We start from the raw sequence: 18,917 nt of genomic DNA, 5'->3' as shown, positions 1-18,917 counted from the left end.
CTACGACCGCGCCCTCGAACTCGCCGGAGAACTCTCCGCCGCACCCGGCGCCGGCGGCAGGCCCATCCACGAATGGCTCGAACTCCGCCCCTTCCTCGCCGCCCCGCCCACCATCACCGAATGACCACCCCCATCGACGAGGCCCGGCTCCGCAGCCTCACGCCGGGCGTCCTCGCCGTCCTCGTCCGCCGCGGAGCCGACTTCGCGGCGGCCGAGGACGCCGTCCAGGACGCGCTGGTCGAGGCCGTCCGCGTCTGGCCGGCCGACCCGCCCAGGGACCCCAAGGGCTGGCTGGTCACCGTGGCCTGGCGCCGGTTCCTGGACGCGACGCGGGCGGACACCGCCCGCCGCCGCCGTGAGGACCTCGTCGACCGGGAACCGAACCCCGGGCCCACGCCCGCGGCCGACGACACGCTCCAGCTGTACTTCCTGTGCGCCCACCCGTCACTGACGCCCTCGTCCGCGGTCGCGCTCACGCTGCGCGCCGTGGGCGGGCTGACGACCCGGCAGATCGCCCAGGCGTACCTGGTGCCCGAGGCGACCATGGCGCAGCGCATCAGCCGGGCCAAACGCACCGTCTCCAGCGTGCGGTTCGACCAGCCCGGCGACGTCGCCACCGTGCTGCGCGTCCTCTACCTGGTCTTCAACGAGGGCTACTCCGGCGACGTCGACCTCGCCGCCGAGGCCATCCGCCTCACCCGGCAGCTCGCGGCAGCGATCGACCACCCCGAGGTGGCGGGGCTGCTCGCGCTCATGCTGCTCCACCACGCCCGGCGGGCCGCCAGGACCGCGCCCGACGGCAGCCTGGTCCCGCTCGCCGCACAGGACCGCGGCCGGTGGGACACCGGGGCCATCGCCGAGGGCGTCGGGATCCTGCAGGCGGCACTCGCCCGCGACCGGCTCGGCGAGTTCCAGGCGCAGGCCGCCATCGCGGCACTGCACGCCGACGCACCCGCCGCCGAGGAGACCGACTGGGTGCAGATCGTCGAGTGGTACGACGAGCTGACGCTCCTGACCGACAGCCCGGTCGTCCGGCTCAACCGCGCGGTCGCCGTCGGCGAGGCCGACGGACCGCGCGCCGGGCTGGCGGCGCTCGCGGCGCTGGACGACTCACTCCCCCGCTACACCGCGGTGGCGGCCTACCTCCACGAGCGCGACGGCGACCTGACGACGGCGGCACGGCTGTACGCCGAGGCGGCCCGCAAGGCACCCAACCTCGCCGAGCGCGACCATCTCACGCGCCAGGCCGCCCGCCTCAACTCCCGCCGTGGTGCCTGACGGTGTGCGCAAGCGGGAGCCGGTGCTCCGGCCCGGAGACCGGTGCCGGGATGAATCTCGGCCGACATGGGCGCACCCTGGAAGTAGGCCCCGTTTCCGCACGTGCCGAATGGGCCCTCGGGACGGGGCTGTGGCTGCAGGCCGCTGCCCTGGATGGGCCGGTGGCCGATCCATCCACGGGAGCTCGGAGGCCCTCGTAGGCCGGGGGCCGGCGTGCCGGCTCGTTCCGGGCGGTATTGATGGTCTCTTCAGTACCTCAGCGTTGCTCTCGCGCCGGGCGACCGCGGCACCTACCGACATGCACGGAAGGACACGCCATCATGAGGCGCAAGACACTGATCGCCACCGTGGCTGCCGCCGCCGCACTGACCGGAGCGGCAGGCTCGACGTCGGCCGCCGTCGCGGCCGACCACCCTCAGAGCACGGTCTCCGTGGTCGCCGACGACGGCGGCGGCGATGACGGCGGGGGCGACGGCGGGGGCGACTACGGTGACGACGGCGGCGACTACGGTGACTGACGGTGGCTCCCGCAGCTGACAGCGCGGACGCCACCCCACACGCAATGCGTCTTCCCCAGGCCGGGGGTGCCACCCGCTGACCTGTCGAGGTCTCATCGCCATCCGCGGGTCCCCGCCGCTCCATCGCGGCGAGGACCCGTTCGTCACTTCCGGCCCCCGGTCGTGGGGCGGCCGTGGTGGAGTAGGGTCTCCCCACGTCGCGCCGGACACACCACATCGGGGATCAGCCTGTGACGCCGTACTCCCTGGCGTTCTACATGGACGTCATCACCACCGGCACCGTGCTCGGCGTGGGACCCGCGGATTCCCCCGACCGCGTGACCGAGGTCCTCGGCCCGGACTTCGCCGAGAACGCCTTCCGCTCCCTCAGCATCTGCCGTGACTACGGTCTCGTCGAGTTCTACTGGAACCGCGGTGCGGCCGACCACCCCTGGTCGGGGCACCACTTCAGCCTGCAGGTGCACCGGCTGGCGTTCCGCGATCGCACGCTCGTCAACGCCGAAATGCGCGCCAGATACGGCAGGTTCACTCCCAGGCTCCGCTTCGACAAGCTCCGACGCCTGCTGGACCGACGTGGCGTGCCCTTGCTGGAGATTCCCGAAATCCCTCCGACCGCCCCGTACTTCCGTACTTTCTGGCAACCCGGTTCCCATGTGGCCGTCTCGGTCATCGGTACCTACGGCACGTACAGCACGCCCGACAATCTGCGGGTCGGCGACGTGTACAAGATCCAGGCGCCGGTCTCCGTCGAGGAAGTGGAGTGGCGGAGGACCCTGAAGAGCTGAGGGATCCCAGCCCGCACGACAACCGGGCGGCCGGCGAGGCCGCCTGGAGTGAGTACCGGGCTCTCACGGTCTGATCTGCGCCCACCCACTGCGGTTCATGGCCGCCCACGGGCCGCGCAGCCCCACGGCGGCCGAGGGTCCGACGGCGTCCTCGAGGTGCCGAGGGCCGCCGCCGACCTCGGCCTGCACCGGGGGGCCTTGCACATCGCCACCGGCGACGGCTGGAGTGCTCCGGTGAGCTGACGATCGCCGACCGGCTACTTGGTGGCGTAGACGGCCGTGTAACCGCCGATGAGAGGACGGGCCTCCGTCGTGGAGAAGCCTGCCGCCGCCAGCCAGCGGGTCGCATCGGCGACGGTGTACTCGGAGCCGCCTTCCGTGTCGATGAGCATGTTCAGCGACACCATGAAGCCGTAGGTATTGTGCCGTCGGTCGTCGTCGATCATGGCGTCGTAGACGATGAGCGTGCCGCCGACGGGCAGGGCGTCATGGGCCTTGCGGAGCAGGAACTGCCGCTGCTCGGCATTCCAGTCGTGGAGGATCTGCCCCATGACGTAGACGTCGGCCGGGGGAAGGGGGTCGGAGAAGAAGTCGCCGCTGTGGAAGGACAGGCGGTCGGTCAGGCCGTGAGCGGCGGCGAATTCGTCGAATACCGGGCGTACCGGGGGAAGTTCGAAGACCGTTCCGGTCATCTCGGGGTGGGATCGCAGCACTGCCGCGGGTACGGCCCCCAGAGCGCCGCCGAGGTCGACCACGTGCCGGTGGCCGGTCCAGTCGAAGTCGGCGGCGAGTGCCCCCGCGAGGGGTGTGCTGACACCGTTCATGCCGTTGAGGAAGTTGCGCCACGCGACAGGGTCCTGGCTCAGCGTGGCGAAGAAGGGGGCTCCGGTGTGCGTGACTTCGTTCTGCTGGGTGCCGGTTCGCAGGGCATCGGTGAGGTTGTCCCAGAAGCCGAAGAGGCGGGTGTTGGCCATCTCCAGGATGCCGCCGATGTAGGAGGGCTTGGCCTGGTCCAGGAAGACCTCGGACGCGGCGCTGTTGCGGTAGACGCCGTCGTCGTCACGGTCCAGCAGGCCCAGCGACACGAGGGCGTCGAGGAAGTCCGCGGAGGACCTGGAGTGGAGGCCCACTTCGGCGGCGAGGGACGCGCGATCGCGACCGCCCCGGGCCAGGACGGTGAAAATCTCCAGCTCCACCGCGCTCAGCAGTGTCTTCGAGGCCATGAATCCCAGACCCAGCTGCAGGATCGGCTCGGGGGTGATCGATTCGTCGACGGTCACATGTATCTCCACTCACTCGACAACGGATTCTCAGGTTGGTCGCTGGGCGCGGTCTCGCACCGCCGCCCGGGGCAGGACGGGCCGCGCCCCGCGTTCAGAGCGTCTTGATCTGGCCGCCGTCGATGAGCACCTCGGCCCCGTTGATGTTGCCCGCCACCGGCGAGGCCAGGAAGACGGTGAGGTCGGCGACCTCCTGCGGCTCGGTGATCCGGCCCGAGGTGATGCCCATGCTCTGGGGCACCACGACGTCCAGGGCCTCCTGCGCCGTGGTGCCGGCGGCCGCGGCGGTGGCGTCGGCGAAAGCGCCCGGGGCCGTCCAGAACGGCGTGCGCACCGGGCCGGGGGAGATCGCGTTGACGCGGACGCCCTTCGGCGCGAACTCCTCGGACAGCGACTTGCTCAGGTTGGTCAGCGCGGCCTTGGCGGCCGAGTAGTCCACGACCATCGGGAAGGGCGTGCGGGCGTTGATGGAGCTGATGTTGACGATCGCCGCACCGTCGGCCTCGGCCAGGTGCGGGAGCGCGGCACGGCTGGCGCGGACGGCGCTGAAGAAGGTCAGGTCGAAGATCCGCTGCCATTCGGCGTCGGTGACCTCGAGGAACCCGCTGCGCGGTTCGGCGGCGCCGACGTTGTTGACCAGGATGTCGATCCGCTGGTGGCGCTCCACCGCGCGGCGGACCAGGGTCTGCGCCCCCTCCGGTGCCGCCAGGTCGACGGGCACGATCGTGACGTCGTAGGTGGTCGCCAGCGCGTCGAGTTCGGGCGTCGAGTTGCGGCTGCCGGCGACGACGCGGACGCCTTCGCGGGCCATCGCCTCGACGACGGCCAGGCCGATGCCCTTGCTGGCTCCGGTGACGACGGCGACCTTGTTCTTGAGGTGCAGTTCCATGAGGAATCCTTTGTGGATTGATCAATACAGAATTATGGCAAGCGGAAGCCGGGCCCACACGGTGTGCGTCGGAGCCCGACCGCGGTCAGCCCAGGGCGCGCATCGCCACCGCGAGGGCGTCCTCGACGAAGGACCGCCCGAGACGCGCCCGGCCGACGACCCGCAGGCCCTGGACGAAGGTGGTCAGGAAGCGGGCCAGCTCGACCGGGTTCTTGTCCGGCGCCAGCTCACCCCGCGACCTGGCCCGCTCCAGGGCTCCCGCCAAGGACGACTCGACCTGCCGCATCGCCGCGACGACACGTTCGGCAGCCGGGGGCCTGCCGCCGCACTCGGTGGCGGTGTTGACGACGAGGCACCCCCGCGACGGATCGGTCAGATCCGCCTCGATCATGGCGACGAGGACCTGTCGCACCGCCGACCGGATCTCGGTCGCGTGCTCGAGGATCTTCACGAGGTCGTCCGCCTGGAGGGCGGAGTAACGCTCGAGGGCGCGGAGGTAGAGCTGCTCCTTCGAGCCGAAAGCCGCGTAGAAGCTGCCGCTTCCGATCGACAGCTCGTCGAGGAGGTCCTGCAGGGCGGTCTCGGCGTAGCCGCGACGCCAGAACAGGTCCATCGCGCGGTCGACCGCTTGGTCGACGTCGAACTCCCTGATCCGTCCCATGCCGGAAAGCCTAGCATGATTCTGGATTGCTCAATAAAGTAAGCGTTCCGGGGGAGGCCGCGCGCGCCGCGGTCCTGACCGGGCTCAGAGGGATGCCAGCCAGGCCGCGGTCTCGTCGGGGTGGCCGAAGCGGAGGACGTCCAGCGGCGCGAAGCGGGGATCGCCGGCGCGGCGCTCGATCTCGAGGCGACGGCCCGCGTGCTGGGACCAGGACCACCAGGCAGGATGCTCCCGGCTCAGCCAGCCGGTCAGGGTTTCCCTGTTGCCCCCGAAGATCGCCTCGCGCGTGACGGTGCGCCGCACGGAGCGGCGCAGGACGCGCGGCATGATGACGCGCCTGGGGTAGTCCAGCCACACCACGGTGTCGGCCCGCCCCCACAGCAGGTCACGAACGTCCGGATAGCCGAGGGAGTCGACCACCCAGCGGGGCCCGGCGGCGAACCCCGCCACGTCCTCGGCGAACGCGCCGTTCACCGCCCAGTCGGGACCGTTGAAGTACAGCGCGTCCATCTCGTGGTACGTCAGGCCCAGTCGACCGCCCACCGCACGGGCGAGCGTGGACTTGCCCGCGCCCGTGGCGCCCACCACCAAGATCCGTTCCACGACCGTGCACCCTACCCCGGGCCGCCGCGGTGCGGGCGGTCGCAGATGCTCGTGACGGGTCAGCCGGCCCTGTTCGGATCGAAGCCGTACCGGCGATCGCGGACGGCCGCCACGACCTTGGCGACCCGGGCGTCGAAGGCGTCGAGCTCTTCCGTCTCGGCCGCGTCGGCGACGAACGCACGTCGGTCACACAGGACGCCTGCCCGCCAGATCCGTTCGATGGCCCGGGTCGCGGTGACCTCGGTCAACGGGTCGCCGGACACGAGCACGAGGTCCGCGCGCCGACCGGGTGCGACCTGCCCGCGGTCGGCGAGGCTGAACACTCGTGCCGGAGCGGCGGTCGCGGCGTCCAGCGCCTGAGCGGGCGTCATGCCGCAGCGGCCGAGCAGCTCCAGTTCCCGGTGCAGACTTGCCCCGAACACGGTTCCCGGGTTCGGGGCGTCGGTGCCGGCCAGGACCGTGACGCCCGCGTCGACCAGGCGGCCGACGTTCTCCTCGGCACGGGAATAGGGCGGCATCGCCCGCCCGTGCCGCCCAGACGCGCCAGAGGTCAGCCGCCGCGCCTGCGCGTCCCCGAGTGCCGCGGCAAGTCGGGGGTCGCCGGCCACAGCGGCCCCGCCTGGTTCGCCCAGGACGTTCTCGATGGTTGCCAGCGTCGGGCCGACCGCGATTCCGGCCTCGGCGATCCGCTCGGCCAGCGCTCTGTCCAGTTCGCCGTCCACGGGCACGTGCGCGATGACGTCGATGCCCGCGGACATGACCTCGCCCATCCCGGCCACGGAGTGGATGTACGCGACGACCACGAGTCCGCGACGATGCGCTGCCTCGGTCACCGCGGTGATCGTGGCCAGGTCCAAAGACGGCATCGTCCGCGGACCCGCGGTGCCCGAGGGGCCGAAGACCTTCACGTGGTCCGAGCCTTCGGCGACGCGGTCCGCGACGAACTGCTCGGCCTGCTCCGGGCCGGTCAAGGTCGGGAACGGGGCGTACATCGCGGAGGGATGCCCGCCGGGAGCAGTGGCACCGATCCCCGCGGAACGCACGTCGGCCACGTCCGGCCGAGCGGCGGCCTGTTGCTTGGCCACGGCCATCACGTCGGCCTGGCTGAACATGTCCAGTGCGGTGGTCACACCGAAGGTGAGCCCCTGCGCCAGCGCGCCGGGCACCAGGTGGATGTGCGAGTCGATCAGCCCCGGCAGGAGGGTGCCGCCCTCCGCGTCGATCACCTCGTCGCCGTCCTGGGCGGTGGGACCGGTGGCGCAGTCGGTGATGATGCCGTCGGCGAACCGGACCGACGTCCAGTCCCGCAGCCGGGTGCCGTCGAAGACCCTCGCGTTGACGATCGCCGTTGCTCCGGTCACGGGGCCCCTCCCGAACGGATGTATGTGGTGGTCAGGGGCCGGGCAGCCGCCCTCCCCGATGGCGCCAAGCATCGCACCCGCGCCGGCGGCCCTCGCCATCCGGCTCCGGACATGATCGGCCGGTCAGGTCCTACCCGGTCCGCTCGTCGTATGTCTGCTGGTGGCGGCGGATCTCCGCGTGCCGCTCGGCCGACCAGGCCGCCAGCTCCAGCACGGTGGACAGCAGGGAGGTGCCGAGCCCGGTCAGGGAGTACTCGACGCGCGGCGGCACCTCGGCGTACGCGGTCCGGTCGACCAGGCCGCTGCGCTGGAGCTGCTTGAGGGTGAGGGTGAGCATCCGCTGGGAGATGCCGGGGATGGCGTGCGCGAGGTCGGAGTAGCGCACGGGTCCGTCGGAGAGGGTGCCGATGATCAGCACGCTCCACTTGTCGCCGACCAGGTCGAGGATCTCGCGGATGAGGTCCGCGTCCCCGTCGCCCCAGTGCGCGCACGGGCCGGGGACGCGCCGCACGCTCGCCCGCACGTTGGTGCGTCCCTGCCGCATCTCGCCGCCGGTGCCCACGTCCGCCACCTCTCCCACGATCACGCACATCAATGTGCCTTTTGTATCGCTTCTCACACTAATGCAGAGTGAGGCTACGAACAGAAAGTGAGTTTCGAGAGGGGCCCACCATGCAGATCGACTTCTGGTCCGACATCGTCTGCCCGTACTGCGGACTGGCGGACAACCGGCTGCGGCTGGCGCTGGAGCGTTTCGAGCACGCCGGAGAGGTACGGATCGTCCACCGCTCGTTCCAGCTCCACCCCGACCTGCCCCGTGAGGGCATCACGCAACGGCGGCTCCTGGAGAAGCACGGGATCTCCGTGTCCAGGGGCGAGCAGATCTTCGCGCCGATCGAGCGCGCCGCCCGGGACGAGGGGCTGGACCCCTACCACGCGCTGGAGCGGACGCTGGGGCCGACCGACTACGCGCACGAACTCCTCGCCCTCGCCACCGACCAGGGGCGCGGCGGCGAGGTGTGGACGGCGATGTTCCGAGCCCACTTCGGGCAGGCGCGCGAGCTGTGGACCCGCGAGCAGGTCCTCGACTTCGCCACCGAGGCCGGCCTCGACCGCGCGGAGGCCGCGGAGGCGCTGCGCGACCGGCCTACCGGGCCCGGGTGGACGCCGACCAACGCGAGGCCGAGCGCCTGGGGGCACGCGGGACGCCGTTCATGATCCTCGACGGCACGTACGCGATCCCCGGCGCCGTCGGCGTCGACGAACTCCTGGCCGCGATGACCAGGGCCTGGGAGGCGGCGCACCCCGAGCCCCGGCCGCTGCGGATCCTCGGCGCAGCGGGCGCGGCCGCCTGCGGCCCCGACGGCTGTGCGGTCCCCCGGCCCCCCGCTCCCTGACGACACTGCCTCAGACGACACGACCTCACCGGGGCCAGCCCACACCCGCGCGCCGGAACCCGGCCGACGGACCACCACCACACCCGCACACCCGCACCACAGCGAGAGAGTCACCACCATGTCCTACCTGCTGCGCATCGACGCCTCGGCCTCCGGCGACGCCTCCGTCTCCCGCCGGGTCGCCGATTCCTTCACCGCCGCCTGGGCCGGCGACGTCGTCCACCGCGACCTCGCGCTCGACCCCGTCGGCCACCTGGACGCGGCCGGCATCCTGGCCCGTACGACCCCCGCCGACGAGCACACCCCCGAGCAGAAGGCCGCCGCCCTGCTCCAGGACGAACTGGTCGAGGAGTTCCTGGGCGCCGACGCCTACCTCTTCGCCGTACCGCTCTACAACTACGCGATGCCGTCGGTCTTCAAGGCGTGGCTGGACCACATCATGATCGTCGGCAGGACGATCGGGCTGCCCGGTCCCGCTCCCACCGCCGGCCGCCCCGCCGTCGTCGTCTCCGCCCGGGGCGGCGGCTACGGTCCCGGTGCGCCCCAGCACGGGAAGGACTTCCTGATCCCCGCGCTGGAGACCATCCTCGGCGATCCGCGGCTGATGGCCCTGGACGTCCGCCCCATCACGCCCGAACTGACGTATGCGCCCACGGTGCCGTCGCTCGCGCACCTGCTCCCGGAGCACCGCGCCTCACTGAAGGATGCGCACGCGCGGGCGCGCCGTCAGGCGATGGAGGTCGCCGCGCTCACCGCCACCCGGTCGGCCACCTGACCGGCACGAACTCCTTGAGCGCCCCCAGGCCCCTTGGGCCTGCCTCGGGCCGGTCGGCGAGGTCGACGGGGTGGTCCTGCTTCCGGGGCGAGGCGGCCCGGTCAGAGATGCGGCGCGGCGTTCCAACTGGCCAGGAGGGGCAGGACGCGGGCGGTGGAGGAGTCGGGTTCTGCGGTGTAGACGACGAGGCGCTGGTCGGGCTCGTGGGGCGCGCGGACGATCTCGATGTCGAAGGACATCGGGCCCGCCGTGGGGTGCTGGACGCGCTTGGTCACCGACGCGTAGTCGCGGACGGCGTGGTCGTCCCACCAGCGGGCGACGTCGGCGTCGGTGGTGCGCAACTCGTCGACCAGCGCGGTGAGGCGGTTGTCGTGCGGGCGGCGGGCGGTCTCCCGGCGCATCGTGGCGACGGTGGCCGAGGCGAAGTCCTGCCAGTTCACGATCCGTTCGCGGGCGACCGGGTCCTGGAACATGTAGCGGACGAACGACGTCCCCGGCTCCAGCGGACGGCCCAGCACCTCCACGAGCAGGGCGTTGCGGGCCAGTACCTCGCCGCGGTGGCCGAGCAGCAGGACCGGGACGTGGTCGAGCGTGCGCATCAGCCGCAGCAGCCCGGGATCGGGGCGCTGCACCGACTGCGGGGTCGCGGCCCGCCGCCGCACGGTGGGTGCGGCGAGGTCGCGCAGATGCGCGTGCTCGACCTCGTCCAGGCGCAGCGCCCGGGCCAGCGCGTCGAGCACCTCGTCGGAGATGTTGGCCTGGCGTCCCTGTTCGAGCCGGCTGTAGTAGTCCGGGCTGAGGCCGGCGAGCACGGCCAGCTCCTCGCGCCGCAGCCCCGGCACCCGCCGGGCCCCGGGGAACGCTTCGATGCCCGCCTGGGAAGGGGTGATGCGGTCCCGGCGGGAGCGGAGGAACGCCCCGAGCGCGGCGCGGTCGCGTGGCATGGCTCCAGGGTAGGCGGCACGCCGTCGCCCTGGGTGGTGCTGCCATGCCCAGGTACGTCCTGACCTGGCCCGATGCCGGCGGGCCGCCGTAGACAGGGACCCATGACCACTTCTCTTCACATCACAGACAGCACACCCGCCACCCCCGGCTCCCGCCTCGCCGGCCGCACCGCCGTGATCACCGGCTCGACCAGCGGCATCGGTGCGGCGATCGCCCGCACGCTCGCCGGCGAGGGCGCCCACGTCGTCGTCAGCGGCCGGCAGGGATCCCGCGGCGAGGGCGTCGTCGAGGACATCCGGCAGGCCGGCGGCCGGGCCGGCTTCGTCGCGGCGGACCTGGCGGGCAGCTACGAGCAGCTGCGGGCCTTCGCGGCGGAGGCCACCGAGGTGCTCGGCGGACGCGTCGACATCCTGGTCAACAGCGCGGGCATCTACCCGGCGACGGCGACCGAGGACCTGCCGGACGCCGACCTGGACGCCATGCTCGCGGTCAACGTCCGCGCTCCCCACGTCCTGGTCGCCGCGATGGCGCCGGCCATGGCCGAGCGGGGCAACGGCGTCATCGTCACCATCGGCTCCTGGATGGCCCGCGTCGGCAGCCCCTACGCGGCGATGTACACCGCGACCAAGGCAGCGGACGAGCAGCTCACCCGGAGCTGGGCCGCGGAGTACGGCCCGCGCGGCGTGCGGGTGAACGCCGTCGCGCCCGGGGCGACCCTCACGCCGGGCAACGAGGCGGCCCGTGCGGAGCTCGAGGCGATGACCGCCGCCACCCCGGCAGGCGTGGTGATCAGGCCCGACGACATCGCCAAGGGCGTCCTGTACGTCGCCAGCGACGATGCGGCCATGGTCCACGGCATCACGCTCTACGTGGACGGCGGAATCTCCGCCACCCGCCCGAACTGACCCCTCCGGCGGCCCCGCCGCCTTCCCGGCGGCGGGGGCGCGGGAACCAAAGCCTTCTTACCATCCAGCGATGTTAATTAAGAACTTGCCTAATCACTTTAGGCAAACTAGCCTGCCGCCCATGAAGCCGTTGACCGAGCAAGAGATCCGTAGCGCGTTCGTGAACTGCACCAAGGGCGAGGCCAAGCGCCTCTTCGTCCCCCGTGACCTGGCCGAGCAGCCCTGGGACGACCTGGACTTCCTCGGCTGGCGGGACCCGCAGGCCCCCGACCGCTCCTACCTCGCCACCGAGCTGGACGGCCGCACGGTGGCCCTCGCCCTGCGCACCTCGGGTCCGGCCTCCTGGCAGGCGCGGCTCGGCATGTGCTCGATGTGCCTGACCACCCACTCCGGGGGCGTCTCACTCATGGTCGCAGCGAAAGCCGGCAAGGCCGGGCAGCAGGGCAACACCGTGGGCGCCTACATGTGCCGTGACCTCGCCTGCCCGCTGTACGTGCGGGGCATGAAGGACGCGGGCGTCGGCGCGCGGCTCCACGAGACGCTCACCCTGGAGGAGAAGATCCAGCGGACCGTCGCGAACCTCGCCGCGTTCATCGCCAAGGTCACCACGTGAACGAGGTAGCGGCACCGGCCGACTGTCGCTGACCTGCGACGACCGGTTACGCTCCCGCAAGATCACGCAGCTCGGGGTGGGGGCACCATGGACAAGAAGCACGCACTGGTCCTGGCAGCGGCGGCAGCACTCGTCGCCGCCGTGCCGGCCACACTGGTGGTGCACCGCCACGTCGAAGCGGCGGAGCGGGCGTCGCTTGAGCGAGCGGCCCAAAAGGTCTTCCAGCACGACGCCGACCTCCCCACCGCGTATTGGCGGAGGGACGAACCGCAAGCGGACGTGATGTGGGACGGAGCCGTCTCCACCGCCCACATCCAGCAGGTCGAGATGGACGGCGACCGGGCCAAGGTGTGGGTCGACGAGTCCACGAGGCCGTACGCCACCGACCGGTTCGGCAAGACCCACAGGGCCGATGTCCCCTGGGTGAGCTCCCACCTCTTCGTGTTCGAGCCCGCAGGGGACGGCTGGCGCCTCGCCGAGGACCTCACCACGACCGAACGGGACAACGGCTGACATCGCCGGTGGCACCGCCTCCCGGGGGCCTGCAAAGTCGCCCACCCGGGACGCCGCATGCGTCAGGGACCGATGTCGCCGGGTGGGCCGTCGACGACCAACGCCATGGCCATCGCCGCGTCCGCCACCTGTGTCGCGACACGACGCCGGCCCGGTGAGGGCGTCGACCCGGCCGTCGGCCCGTGGTCCACACCGTCCTCCCGGTCTGAAGGGCACTGCGCAAGGACCCCGCCCGCACCACCTCGGGGTGGAGAACGCGTGCCGCCGCGCCGGGAAGCTGCTCGGACGGCGATGAGTGCGCCAGGCCACCGCGCCGCCACCGTCGGCCACGGCACACCCCACCCGCTCCTCAACCGCCCCTGCGCCGATACCCCTTCGCGCACCCTAGGACCCCTAGGCTACAGTGAGAGATCCTAGGAATCAGTGGGAGGGTCCATGGTGCGAGCCGGACTGACGGCGGAACGGGTGACGGTCGCGGGCGCCGACCTGGCGGACGAGGTCGGCCTCGACCAGGTGACCATGTCCCAGGTCGCCCGGCGGCTCGGCGTCAGGGACGCCAGCCTCTACACGCACGTCCGCAACCTTGAGGACCTGCGCGGACGGATCGCGCTCCTGGCCGCCGACGAGAAGACCATCCGCATCGCCGAGGCCACCGCGGGCCGGGCCGGCAAGGACGCGCTCATCGCGTTCGCCAACGCCTGGCGCGAGTACGCCCACCAGCACCCCGGCCGCTACACCGCGACGCAGACCCCCCTGCAGATCGACCCCGAACTGGCCGCCAAAGCCCCCGGACCACGGCGCGCCGTCGAGCTGACCTATGGCATGCTCCGCGCCTACGGACTCGCCGAGCCCGACCTCACCGACGCGGTACGCCTGCTGCGCAGCACCTTCCACGGGTTCGTCGCCCTGGAGGCCGCCGGCGGATTCGCCCACCGGCGCTCACCGCAGCAGTCCTGGCTACGCGCCCTCGACGCCCTGCACCACCTCCTGGAGCACTGGCCCGCATCCCGAGAAGGAGAAGCAGCCCCATGACGAGCGCCCCCTCCACCGGCAGCCTGCGCGTGAACGGCGCGACCCTGCACTACGAAGTACGCGGCCGGGGCCCCCTCCTGCTCCTGATCCCGGGCGGAACCGGCGGGGCCGCGACCTTCGACGACATCGCCGACGACCTGGCCACCGCGTACACGGTCGCGACCTACGACCCGCGTGGCATGTCCCGCAGCACCCTCGACGACCCCGACGCAGAACAGCACGTCGCCGAACACGCCGACGACGCGCTCCACCTCCTCGACCTGCTCTCGCCCCACGAACCCGCCCGCGTCTTCGGCGCCAGCTCGGGCGCGATCACCGCCCTCCACCTGCTCACCACCCACCCCGGACGCGTCGCACGCCTCGTGGCGCACGAACCGCCGGTCGTGGACGTCCTCCCCGACGCCCCCGAGCACCGCGCACTCGTCGACCGCGTGCAGGACACCTTCCGCGCCCAAGGCCTCAAGCCGGCGATGGCCGCGTTCGCCGAGGGCATGAAGAAGGACGACAACACCACCGACCCGGAGCCCGCGATCGAGCTTCCGCCACGAGCGGCGGCGCGGGTCGAGCGGACCATGGGCAACCTGCCCCTCTTCGTCGGCCGCATCGTGCCCGCCTTCATGTCCTACGCCCCCGACACCAGCCGCCTCAAGGCGCTGTCGGACCGGATCGTGCTCGCCGCCGGCCAGGACTCGCGAGGCGAGCTCCCCCACCGCGCGGCGGCCTCCCTGGCCGAGCACCTCGGCACGGAACTCCGGTACTTCCCCGGCAGCCACATCGGCCTGACGACCCACCCCACCGCGTTCGGCGAGCACCTCCGCGAGGCCCTCGGCACCCGGTAGACCCGCGTCCCCGACCCGATTGGGCGCGGTGCGGCTGCGGGGCGGCCGGGGCGGTTGTTCGATGGGCGGCAACGGTCCCCGGCGCGCCCCGTGCGGGGCCGACGGCCGGGCAGGTGGTGCACCGTGGCAGGCAAGGACGCTCCCGCCGACCTCGACTCGGTCGCCGACGAGCTGTACCGGCTGCCGCCCGCGCAGTTCACCGCCGCCCGCAACACGCACGCCCAGGCCGCCAAGAAGGCCGGCGACCGGCCCCTCGCCGACCGGATCGCGGCCCTGCGCAAGCCGACCACCTCGGCCTGGGCCGCCAATCTGCTGGCCCGCGAACGCCGGGACGAGATCGGGCCGCTCCTCCGGCTCGGCGAAGCACTGCGGCAGGCCCACCGCAGCCTGGACGGAGGACGGCTCCGCCGGCTCAACCGGCAACAGCGGGAGCTCGTGCAGGCACTGTCCCGGCAAGCCGCACAACTGGCCGCGGAATCCGGACAGCCCATCACGGGCCAAGCCGTGCAGGAAGTGGAGGAGACCCTGCACGCCGCACTCGCCGACCCCGACGCCGGCGCGGCGTTCGCGGAGGGCCGCCTGACCAAGCCACTGTCGGCGACCGTGGACATCACCGGCCAGGCCACCACCGTCCAGGCCACCACCGCCCAGGGCACGCACCGCACACCGAAGCCGCCACGGACCGCCGAGGACACCGCGCGGGCCCGCCGCGAGGCCGAGCGACAGCGCCGACGCGAGGATGCCGAGCAGGCCGGACAGCACGCCCGCCGGGCGGAGCAGGAAGCCGCGGCCCGGGAAAGCGAGGCAGTTGCCGCCCGGCAAGGCCTACACGCCGCGGACCGGCACCGCGACGAGGCTCAGGCCCGCCTCGACGAACTGCTCGGGCGGGTCAAGGACGCCGAGCAGACCGTACGGGCAGCCCGCGACGGCCAGGGCCAGGCCCGGCGACTGCTGCGGGAGGCCGACAAGGCCGCCCGCGACGCCCGTCGCCGGGCCCACGAAGCGGCCGCCCACGCCGATCGGCTGACCGCACGCCTCGACGATCCGGACCCCTGACCGGAACACTGGAGGGGCACGTGCAGGCTCCGCGCTCCCAGCCTGACGGCCCGGCGCCCCGCCTGCCTCACATCACGACCGGCCGCCGCACTGCCAGTTGTGGACCTCGATCCCGGCGTACGCGTCGGGGGTCAGGACAGCGCGTGCGGCATCCTCGTCCGGCGCCCGGACCAGTGCCGCCGTCCCGAGCCACGTGCTGCCGTCGTCGGACAGCAGGGGCCCGAACGCGATGAGGTCGTCCCGCAAGGGCGGCACCACGAGGTCGGCTCCTCCGCCTGCGCCGAGGCCGAGCACCAGGTACCGGTTGCCGCCGGTACGGCCACCGGGGAAGTCCCACATGGTGCGCCCCAGCAGGTTGCGCCACCGGCGCAGCAGCACGTCCCGGTACACGCCCGACTGGTAGCCGGGCTCGTCGAAGGCGAACGCGCGGGCAGCGGCAGCGTCCGGCAGGTCGACCATGTGCACACTGCCGGTGGGCTCGCCGTCCCCTGCGGTGAGGGTCGGGCCTCGGGCGATCATCTCCTTCTCGTACTGGTCCATGTACGACCAGTGCTGCTCCAGCAGCTCTTGACGCAGCGTCAACGAATTGGGCCGGTCACGGTGGTAGCAGAAGAACTCCATCCGCACACTCTCCCCCAGCGCAGGCCCTGCCCGCTCGGCGCGCGGACCCGGAACGGTGAGCGGGGACCACGACGGCTGCGGCAGCGTGGTCACACCGGCCGCGGCACCGTCGACACCGTCGTGGACGTGGCGTGCGCGGCTCAGGAGTTCGCGGACTCCCGGACGTTCACGGCGATGGCCCGCTCGAGGAGGGCGGGGTCGGCGAGCGACATGGGATGGGCCAGGCCGTAGAAGACCGCCGCGCTGGCTTCGGCGATCGTCACGTCCGTGAGCGAGGCCTGTGCGAGCTGAGCCATGGCCCAGCGCTGGCGCTGCACGTCCTCGGGCACCTCGGCCCCCTCGATCGCGTCGCGGAGGGCGGCGTCCGAACCGGCCGAGACCGCCCACATGGCGTCGACGGCCACTTCCTGCAGGGCGAAGAACTCGGTGGCCGGTTCGCCGGTTTCGACGCCACCGCCCAGGTAAGCGGACAGGCAGGAGGCGTGGAGGGCGGCGGACATCATGCCCTGCCCGTAGGTGGCGTTCAGGGAGGCAACCGCGTCGCCGACGCCGACCAGGCCGGCGGGGTAGCGCGACAGCCCCGCGAAATCACGGCGCCGGCTGTCCGCCTGGTGGAAGGTCAGGACGTCACGGGTGACGGCGCCGTCGGTCACCTCCCCGAAGGGATGCGGCAACTTCTCGCACAGCGCCCGGAACTCCTCGATCGACCGGGGAGGCCGGCCCTCCGCGTAGGTGGTGAGCCCCACGAGCCACTGATCGTCTTCGACGGGCTTGGCCAGGGCCACGGCCAGGCCGTCCGGCCCGGGCGGCAGCGTGAACCGTGCGCCCGTGAAGGACGGCTCTGCCCTGTGCCGACCGGTCCGCTCGAAAAGCGCCGTCGCGTAGTGGGCCCCGGTCTGCACCCGCTGCAGCCGGGGCCTGTCGAAGCCCGCCTGCTCGACCCAGTCCGAGGACTTGGAGGCGCGCCCCATCGCGTCCACCACGAAGTCGGCGGGCAGCGCGCCGGCGACACCGTCGACGACGTACCGCACGGCGTCCACCGCACCGTTGTCGCCGTACTCCAGGCCCGTGGCCTGTGCCGCCATGGTCCGCACGTTGGGCAGGGCCAGGACCCGGCTGCGGATGCGCGACTCGAGGAAGGGCCGGGTACAGAAGAGGAACTCGGTGTCTCCTGTGCGGAGTTGCTCCCTGCCGTCGACGTACATGGTCATGCGCTGGGGCCCGAGCAGGACGCCGCCCAGTTCCCGCGCCTCCCGCGTGAATCCCGGCAGCCACCGCTCCAGTTGTACGAGCCCGGCGGCCTGCAACCCGTGCACCTGACGGTCGTGGGGCACGCCCGCACGAGGGCGTCCCTCCACATTCGTCTCGTCCCGCTCGACGATCACAACGGTCCGGGCGTGGTCCGCGAGGACCCGGGCCGCCAGAAGGCCGGCGACACTGCCACCCAACACACACGCTGTGTCGAACAGCATGGGGGGATGCTCGGGCACGTCCGACCTGACGATCCTGTCGTACACGGTCATGGGCGAGACAGCCACACATTCTCCTTGGCCCCCGATGGCGACGCGCACCATCCTTGGGCTTCTCTCAGTGATCGGCCTGCGCTCGGCCGAACCATCTCTGCGCGAGCTACGGTCGCGACCATCCGCCTGGGAACAGACATCCCGTCAAATGCATGGAGAACAGGGCCCGTTGCCTTCGAACTGCGAACGCGCGTCGGAGCGTACGGCAAGCTGCTTGATGCAGCAAGCATATGTGCGACCCGCGCGGGCGGTGGGCCCGCCGGGGTCCCTGACGCACCCCCCTCAGCTGTGTGGCCCGGCGCTTGAGCCGGCGCGTCCCGCAACGATTGACGGCCCAACCAGCCGCGCCCACCACCTACTTGACGAGGCAAGTTGACTCATGGTTACTTGACGCCGCAATGACTGCGCGGCCTCGCCGCCCCTTCCCCCTCTCATCACGGCCGGGACTCCCGGCGACCCACGCATGCGGCGACCCCGCATGCGCGATCCCGCGATTTCGCACAGGAGCGAGAATTGGCAACCCCCGAGCAGTACAAGAGCGGTGCACTGTACGTCCGTTCCACCGAGGGACCCGTCAAGTGGGTGGCCGGCGACGAGTACACCATCAAGGTCAGCAGCAAGGAGACCGACGGCCGGCTCGGCTTCGTCGTCGCCACCGTGCCCCCGGGCAACGGACCGATAGCGCATCTCCACGAGCACAACGACGAGGCGTTCTACGTCCTCGAGGGCGAGCTGGAGTTCCTGGACGGCGAGAACACCTTCGTCGCCTCGGCGGGTGACTTCGTCTTCGTTCCGCGTGGCGTGCGGCACCGGTTCAAGAACATCAGCGACCGCGAGGCCAAGATGGCATTCTTCTTCACCCCGGGCGGCCCCGAGAACTTCTTCCTCGACTTCGGGGACGACCCGCTGCCCGGACACTCGCCGCGCCTGTGGACCCCGGAGGATTTCACTCCGGAAATGATCGCGGTCAACGAGGCCATGGGGAACATCGTCCTCCCCGAATGAGGGGTCCGGCCCCGCGGCCGGATGCGACAGCCGTCCGACGGCCACCACGACCCACGCCCCTCCGCCCCACCAGCGGGGACGGGGTCAGACGACCCATGCCGCAGCCGCGACGCAGGGGCATTTGACGCATGCGGCAGCCCCGGCACCACTGCCACAGTGTCCTGGGCAGCGGACGAGGCCTCTGACCTGCACTGACCCCTGCCCTGATCACCCTGCGCATTCCGTGGCACCCGGTGGCACCCGCCGGGTGCCACTGCAGACGGACCCGTATGCCACCGGACCGCCGGCCCACGCGCAGGGCCATGCCCGACACGGGCC

Annotated in this window: 20 protein-coding genes and 2 pseudogenes; 13 read left to right on the top strand and 9 right to left on the bottom strand. The window is 72.0% G+C overall.

Going from position 1 to position 18,917, the window contains the following annotated elements:
- From ABZ312_RS22655 to ABZ312_RS22640, 4 genes and pseudogenes are all read left to right on the top strand, one after another.
- Positions 1-124 (top strand): annotated as a pseudogene (locus ABZ312_RS22655) (YciI family protein); the annotation flags it as partial.
- A complete protein-coding gene (locus ABZ312_RS22650) occupies positions 121-1,278 on the top strand; it encodes an RNA polymerase sigma factor (RefSeq protein WP_500438629.1) in 1,158 nt (385 codons plus the stop codon). The pseudogene ABZ312_RS22655 and the gene ABZ312_RS22650, both read left to right, overlap by 4 nt.
- Before the next feature lie 320 nt (positions 1,279-1,598).
- Positions 1,599-1,796, top strand: a complete 198-nt coding sequence (locus ABZ312_RS22645) for a hypothetical protein (protein WP_500358522.1) — start codon at positions 1,599-1,601, stop codon at positions 1,794-1,796.
- Between the two features lie 230 nt (positions 1,797-2,026).
- Complete coding sequence (locus ABZ312_RS22640; RefSeq protein WP_500327161.1) at positions 2,027-2,581, top strand: hypothetical protein; 555 nt, start codon at positions 2,027-2,029, stop codon at positions 2,579-2,581.
- Positions 2,582-2,838: 257 nt separating this feature from the next.
- On the opposite strand, the gene ABZ312_RS22635 is transcribed toward ABZ312_RS22640, so the two are convergent.
- From ABZ312_RS22635 to ABZ312_RS22610, 6 genes are all read right to left on the bottom strand, one after another.
- Positions 2,839-3,861 carry a methyltransferase gene (locus ABZ312_RS22635; protein WP_500438628.1) on the bottom strand — a complete coding sequence of 341 codons (1,023 nt, stop codon included), beginning with the start codon at positions 3,859-3,861 and terminating at the stop codon, positions 2,839-2,841.
- A 94-nt stretch (positions 3,862-3,955) separates the two neighbouring features.
- A complete protein-coding gene (locus ABZ312_RS22630) occupies positions 3,956-4,750 on the bottom strand; it encodes an SDR family NAD(P)-dependent oxidoreductase (protein ID WP_500327158.1) in 795 nt (264 codons plus the stop codon).
- 85 nt (positions 4,751-4,835) lie between these two features.
- Positions 4,836-5,411 carry a TetR/AcrR family transcriptional regulator gene (locus ABZ312_RS22625; RefSeq protein WP_500327156.1) on the bottom strand — a complete coding sequence of 192 codons (576 nt, stop codon included), beginning with the start codon at positions 5,409-5,411 and terminating at the stop codon, positions 4,836-4,838.
- 84 nt (positions 5,412-5,495) lie between these two features.
- The gene (locus ABZ312_RS22620; RefSeq protein ID WP_500327154.1) at positions 5,496-6,014 is read right to left on the bottom strand and encodes a P-loop NTPase family protein; all 519 of its coding nucleotides are present in this window, start codon (positions 6,012-6,014) and stop codon (positions 5,496-5,498) included.
- Positions 6,015-6,073: 59 nt separating this feature from the next.
- On the bottom strand, positions 6,074-7,375 hold the full coding sequence (locus ABZ312_RS22615; RefSeq protein ID WP_500438627.1) for an amidohydrolase family protein: 1,302 nt from the start codon (positions 7,373-7,375) through the stop codon (positions 6,074-6,076).
- A 130-nt stretch (positions 7,376-7,505) separates the two neighbouring features.
- The gene (locus ABZ312_RS22610; protein WP_500438626.1) at positions 7,506-7,961 is read right to left on the bottom strand and encodes a winged helix-turn-helix transcriptional regulator; all 456 of its coding nucleotides are present in this window, start codon (positions 7,959-7,961) and stop codon (positions 7,506-7,508) included.
- Between the two features lie 86 nt (positions 7,962-8,047).
- Here ABZ312_RS22610 and ABZ312_RS22605 point away from each other — a divergent pair.
- Both ABZ312_RS22605 and ABZ312_RS22600 read left to right on the top strand, forming a co-directional pair.
- Positions 8,048-8,772 (top strand): annotated as a pseudogene (locus tag ABZ312_RS22605) (DsbA family oxidoreductase).
- 118 nt (positions 8,773-8,890) lie between these two features.
- Positions 8,891-9,547, top strand: coding sequence for an FMN-dependent NADH-azoreductase (locus tag ABZ312_RS22600; RefSeq protein WP_500327146.1), 657 nt, complete (start codon positions 8,891-8,893; stop codon positions 9,545-9,547).
- A 101-nt stretch (positions 9,548-9,648) separates the two neighbouring features.
- Here ABZ312_RS22600 and ABZ312_RS22595 read toward each other — a convergent pair whose 3' ends face one another.
- A complete protein-coding gene (locus ABZ312_RS22595) occupies positions 9,649-10,491 on the bottom strand; it encodes a helix-turn-helix transcriptional regulator (RefSeq protein ID WP_500327144.1) in 843 nt (280 codons plus the stop codon).
- A 102-nt stretch (positions 10,492-10,593) separates the two neighbouring features.
- Here ABZ312_RS22595 and ABZ312_RS22590 point away from each other — a divergent pair, with 102 nt between their 5' ends.
- The 6 genes from ABZ312_RS22590 (at position 10,594) to ABZ312_RS22565 (ending at position 15,450) form a co-directional block, all read left to right on the top strand.
- Complete coding sequence (locus ABZ312_RS22590) at positions 10,594-11,397, top strand: SDR family NAD(P)-dependent oxidoreductase (RefSeq protein WP_500327142.1); 804 nt, start codon at positions 10,594-10,596, stop codon at positions 11,395-11,397.
- A gap of 121 nt (positions 11,398-11,518) precedes the next feature.
- Positions 11,519-12,010 carry an FBP domain-containing protein gene (locus ABZ312_RS22585; RefSeq protein WP_500327140.1) on the top strand — a complete coding sequence of 164 codons (492 nt, stop codon included), beginning with the start codon at positions 11,519-11,521 and terminating at the stop codon, positions 12,008-12,010.
- 87 nt (positions 12,011-12,097) lie between these two features.
- Positions 12,098-12,523, top strand: a complete 426-nt coding sequence (locus tag ABZ312_RS22580) for a hypothetical protein (RefSeq protein ID WP_500327138.1) — start codon at positions 12,098-12,100, stop codon at positions 12,521-12,523.
- 435 nt (positions 12,524-12,958) lie between these two features.
- A complete protein-coding gene (locus tag ABZ312_RS22575) occupies positions 12,959-13,555 on the top strand; it encodes a TetR/AcrR family transcriptional regulator (RefSeq protein WP_500438625.1) in 597 nt (198 codons plus the stop codon).
- On the top strand, positions 13,552-14,394 hold the full coding sequence (locus ABZ312_RS22570; RefSeq protein WP_500438624.1) for an alpha/beta fold hydrolase: 843 nt from the start codon (positions 13,552-13,554) through the stop codon (positions 14,392-14,394). The genes ABZ312_RS22575 and ABZ312_RS22570 overlap by 4 nt, the downstream gene beginning before the upstream one ends.
- 123 nt (positions 14,395-14,517) lie before the next feature.
- On the top strand, positions 14,518-15,450 hold the full coding sequence (locus ABZ312_RS22565; RefSeq protein WP_500438623.1) for a hypothetical protein: 933 nt from the start codon (positions 14,518-14,520) through the stop codon (positions 15,448-15,450).
- A 72-nt stretch (positions 15,451-15,522) separates the two neighbouring features.
- Here the strand turns inward: ABZ312_RS22565 and ABZ312_RS22560 are convergent, their stop codons facing one another.
- Entirely contained in the window at positions 15,523-16,071 is a 549-nt protein-coding gene (locus ABZ312_RS22560) for a YciI family protein (RefSeq protein WP_500327132.1), read from the bottom strand.
- 140 nt (positions 16,072-16,211) lie between these two features.
- Positions 16,212-17,609, bottom strand: a complete 1,398-nt coding sequence (locus tag ABZ312_RS22555) for an FAD-dependent oxidoreductase (RefSeq protein ID WP_500438622.1) — start codon at positions 17,607-17,609, stop codon at positions 16,212-16,214.
- Positions 17,610-18,107: 498 nt separating this feature from the next.
- On the opposite strand from ABZ312_RS22555, the gene ABZ312_RS22550 reads away from it, so the two are divergent.
- Complete coding sequence (locus ABZ312_RS22550) at positions 18,108-18,599, top strand: cupin domain-containing protein (RefSeq protein WP_500327129.1); 492 nt, start codon at positions 18,108-18,110, stop codon at positions 18,597-18,599.
- Positions 18,600-18,917 lie beyond the last annotated feature (318 nt).

Source organism: Streptomyces sp. NPDC006207, assembly GCF_040613835.1.
Taxonomy (GTDB): Bacteria; Actinomycetota; Actinomycetes; order Streptomycetales; family Streptomycetaceae; genus Actinacidiphila.
The sequence above is the reverse complement of the archived record's forward strand: the minus strand, read 5'-3'. Positions and strand labels throughout refer to the sequence as shown.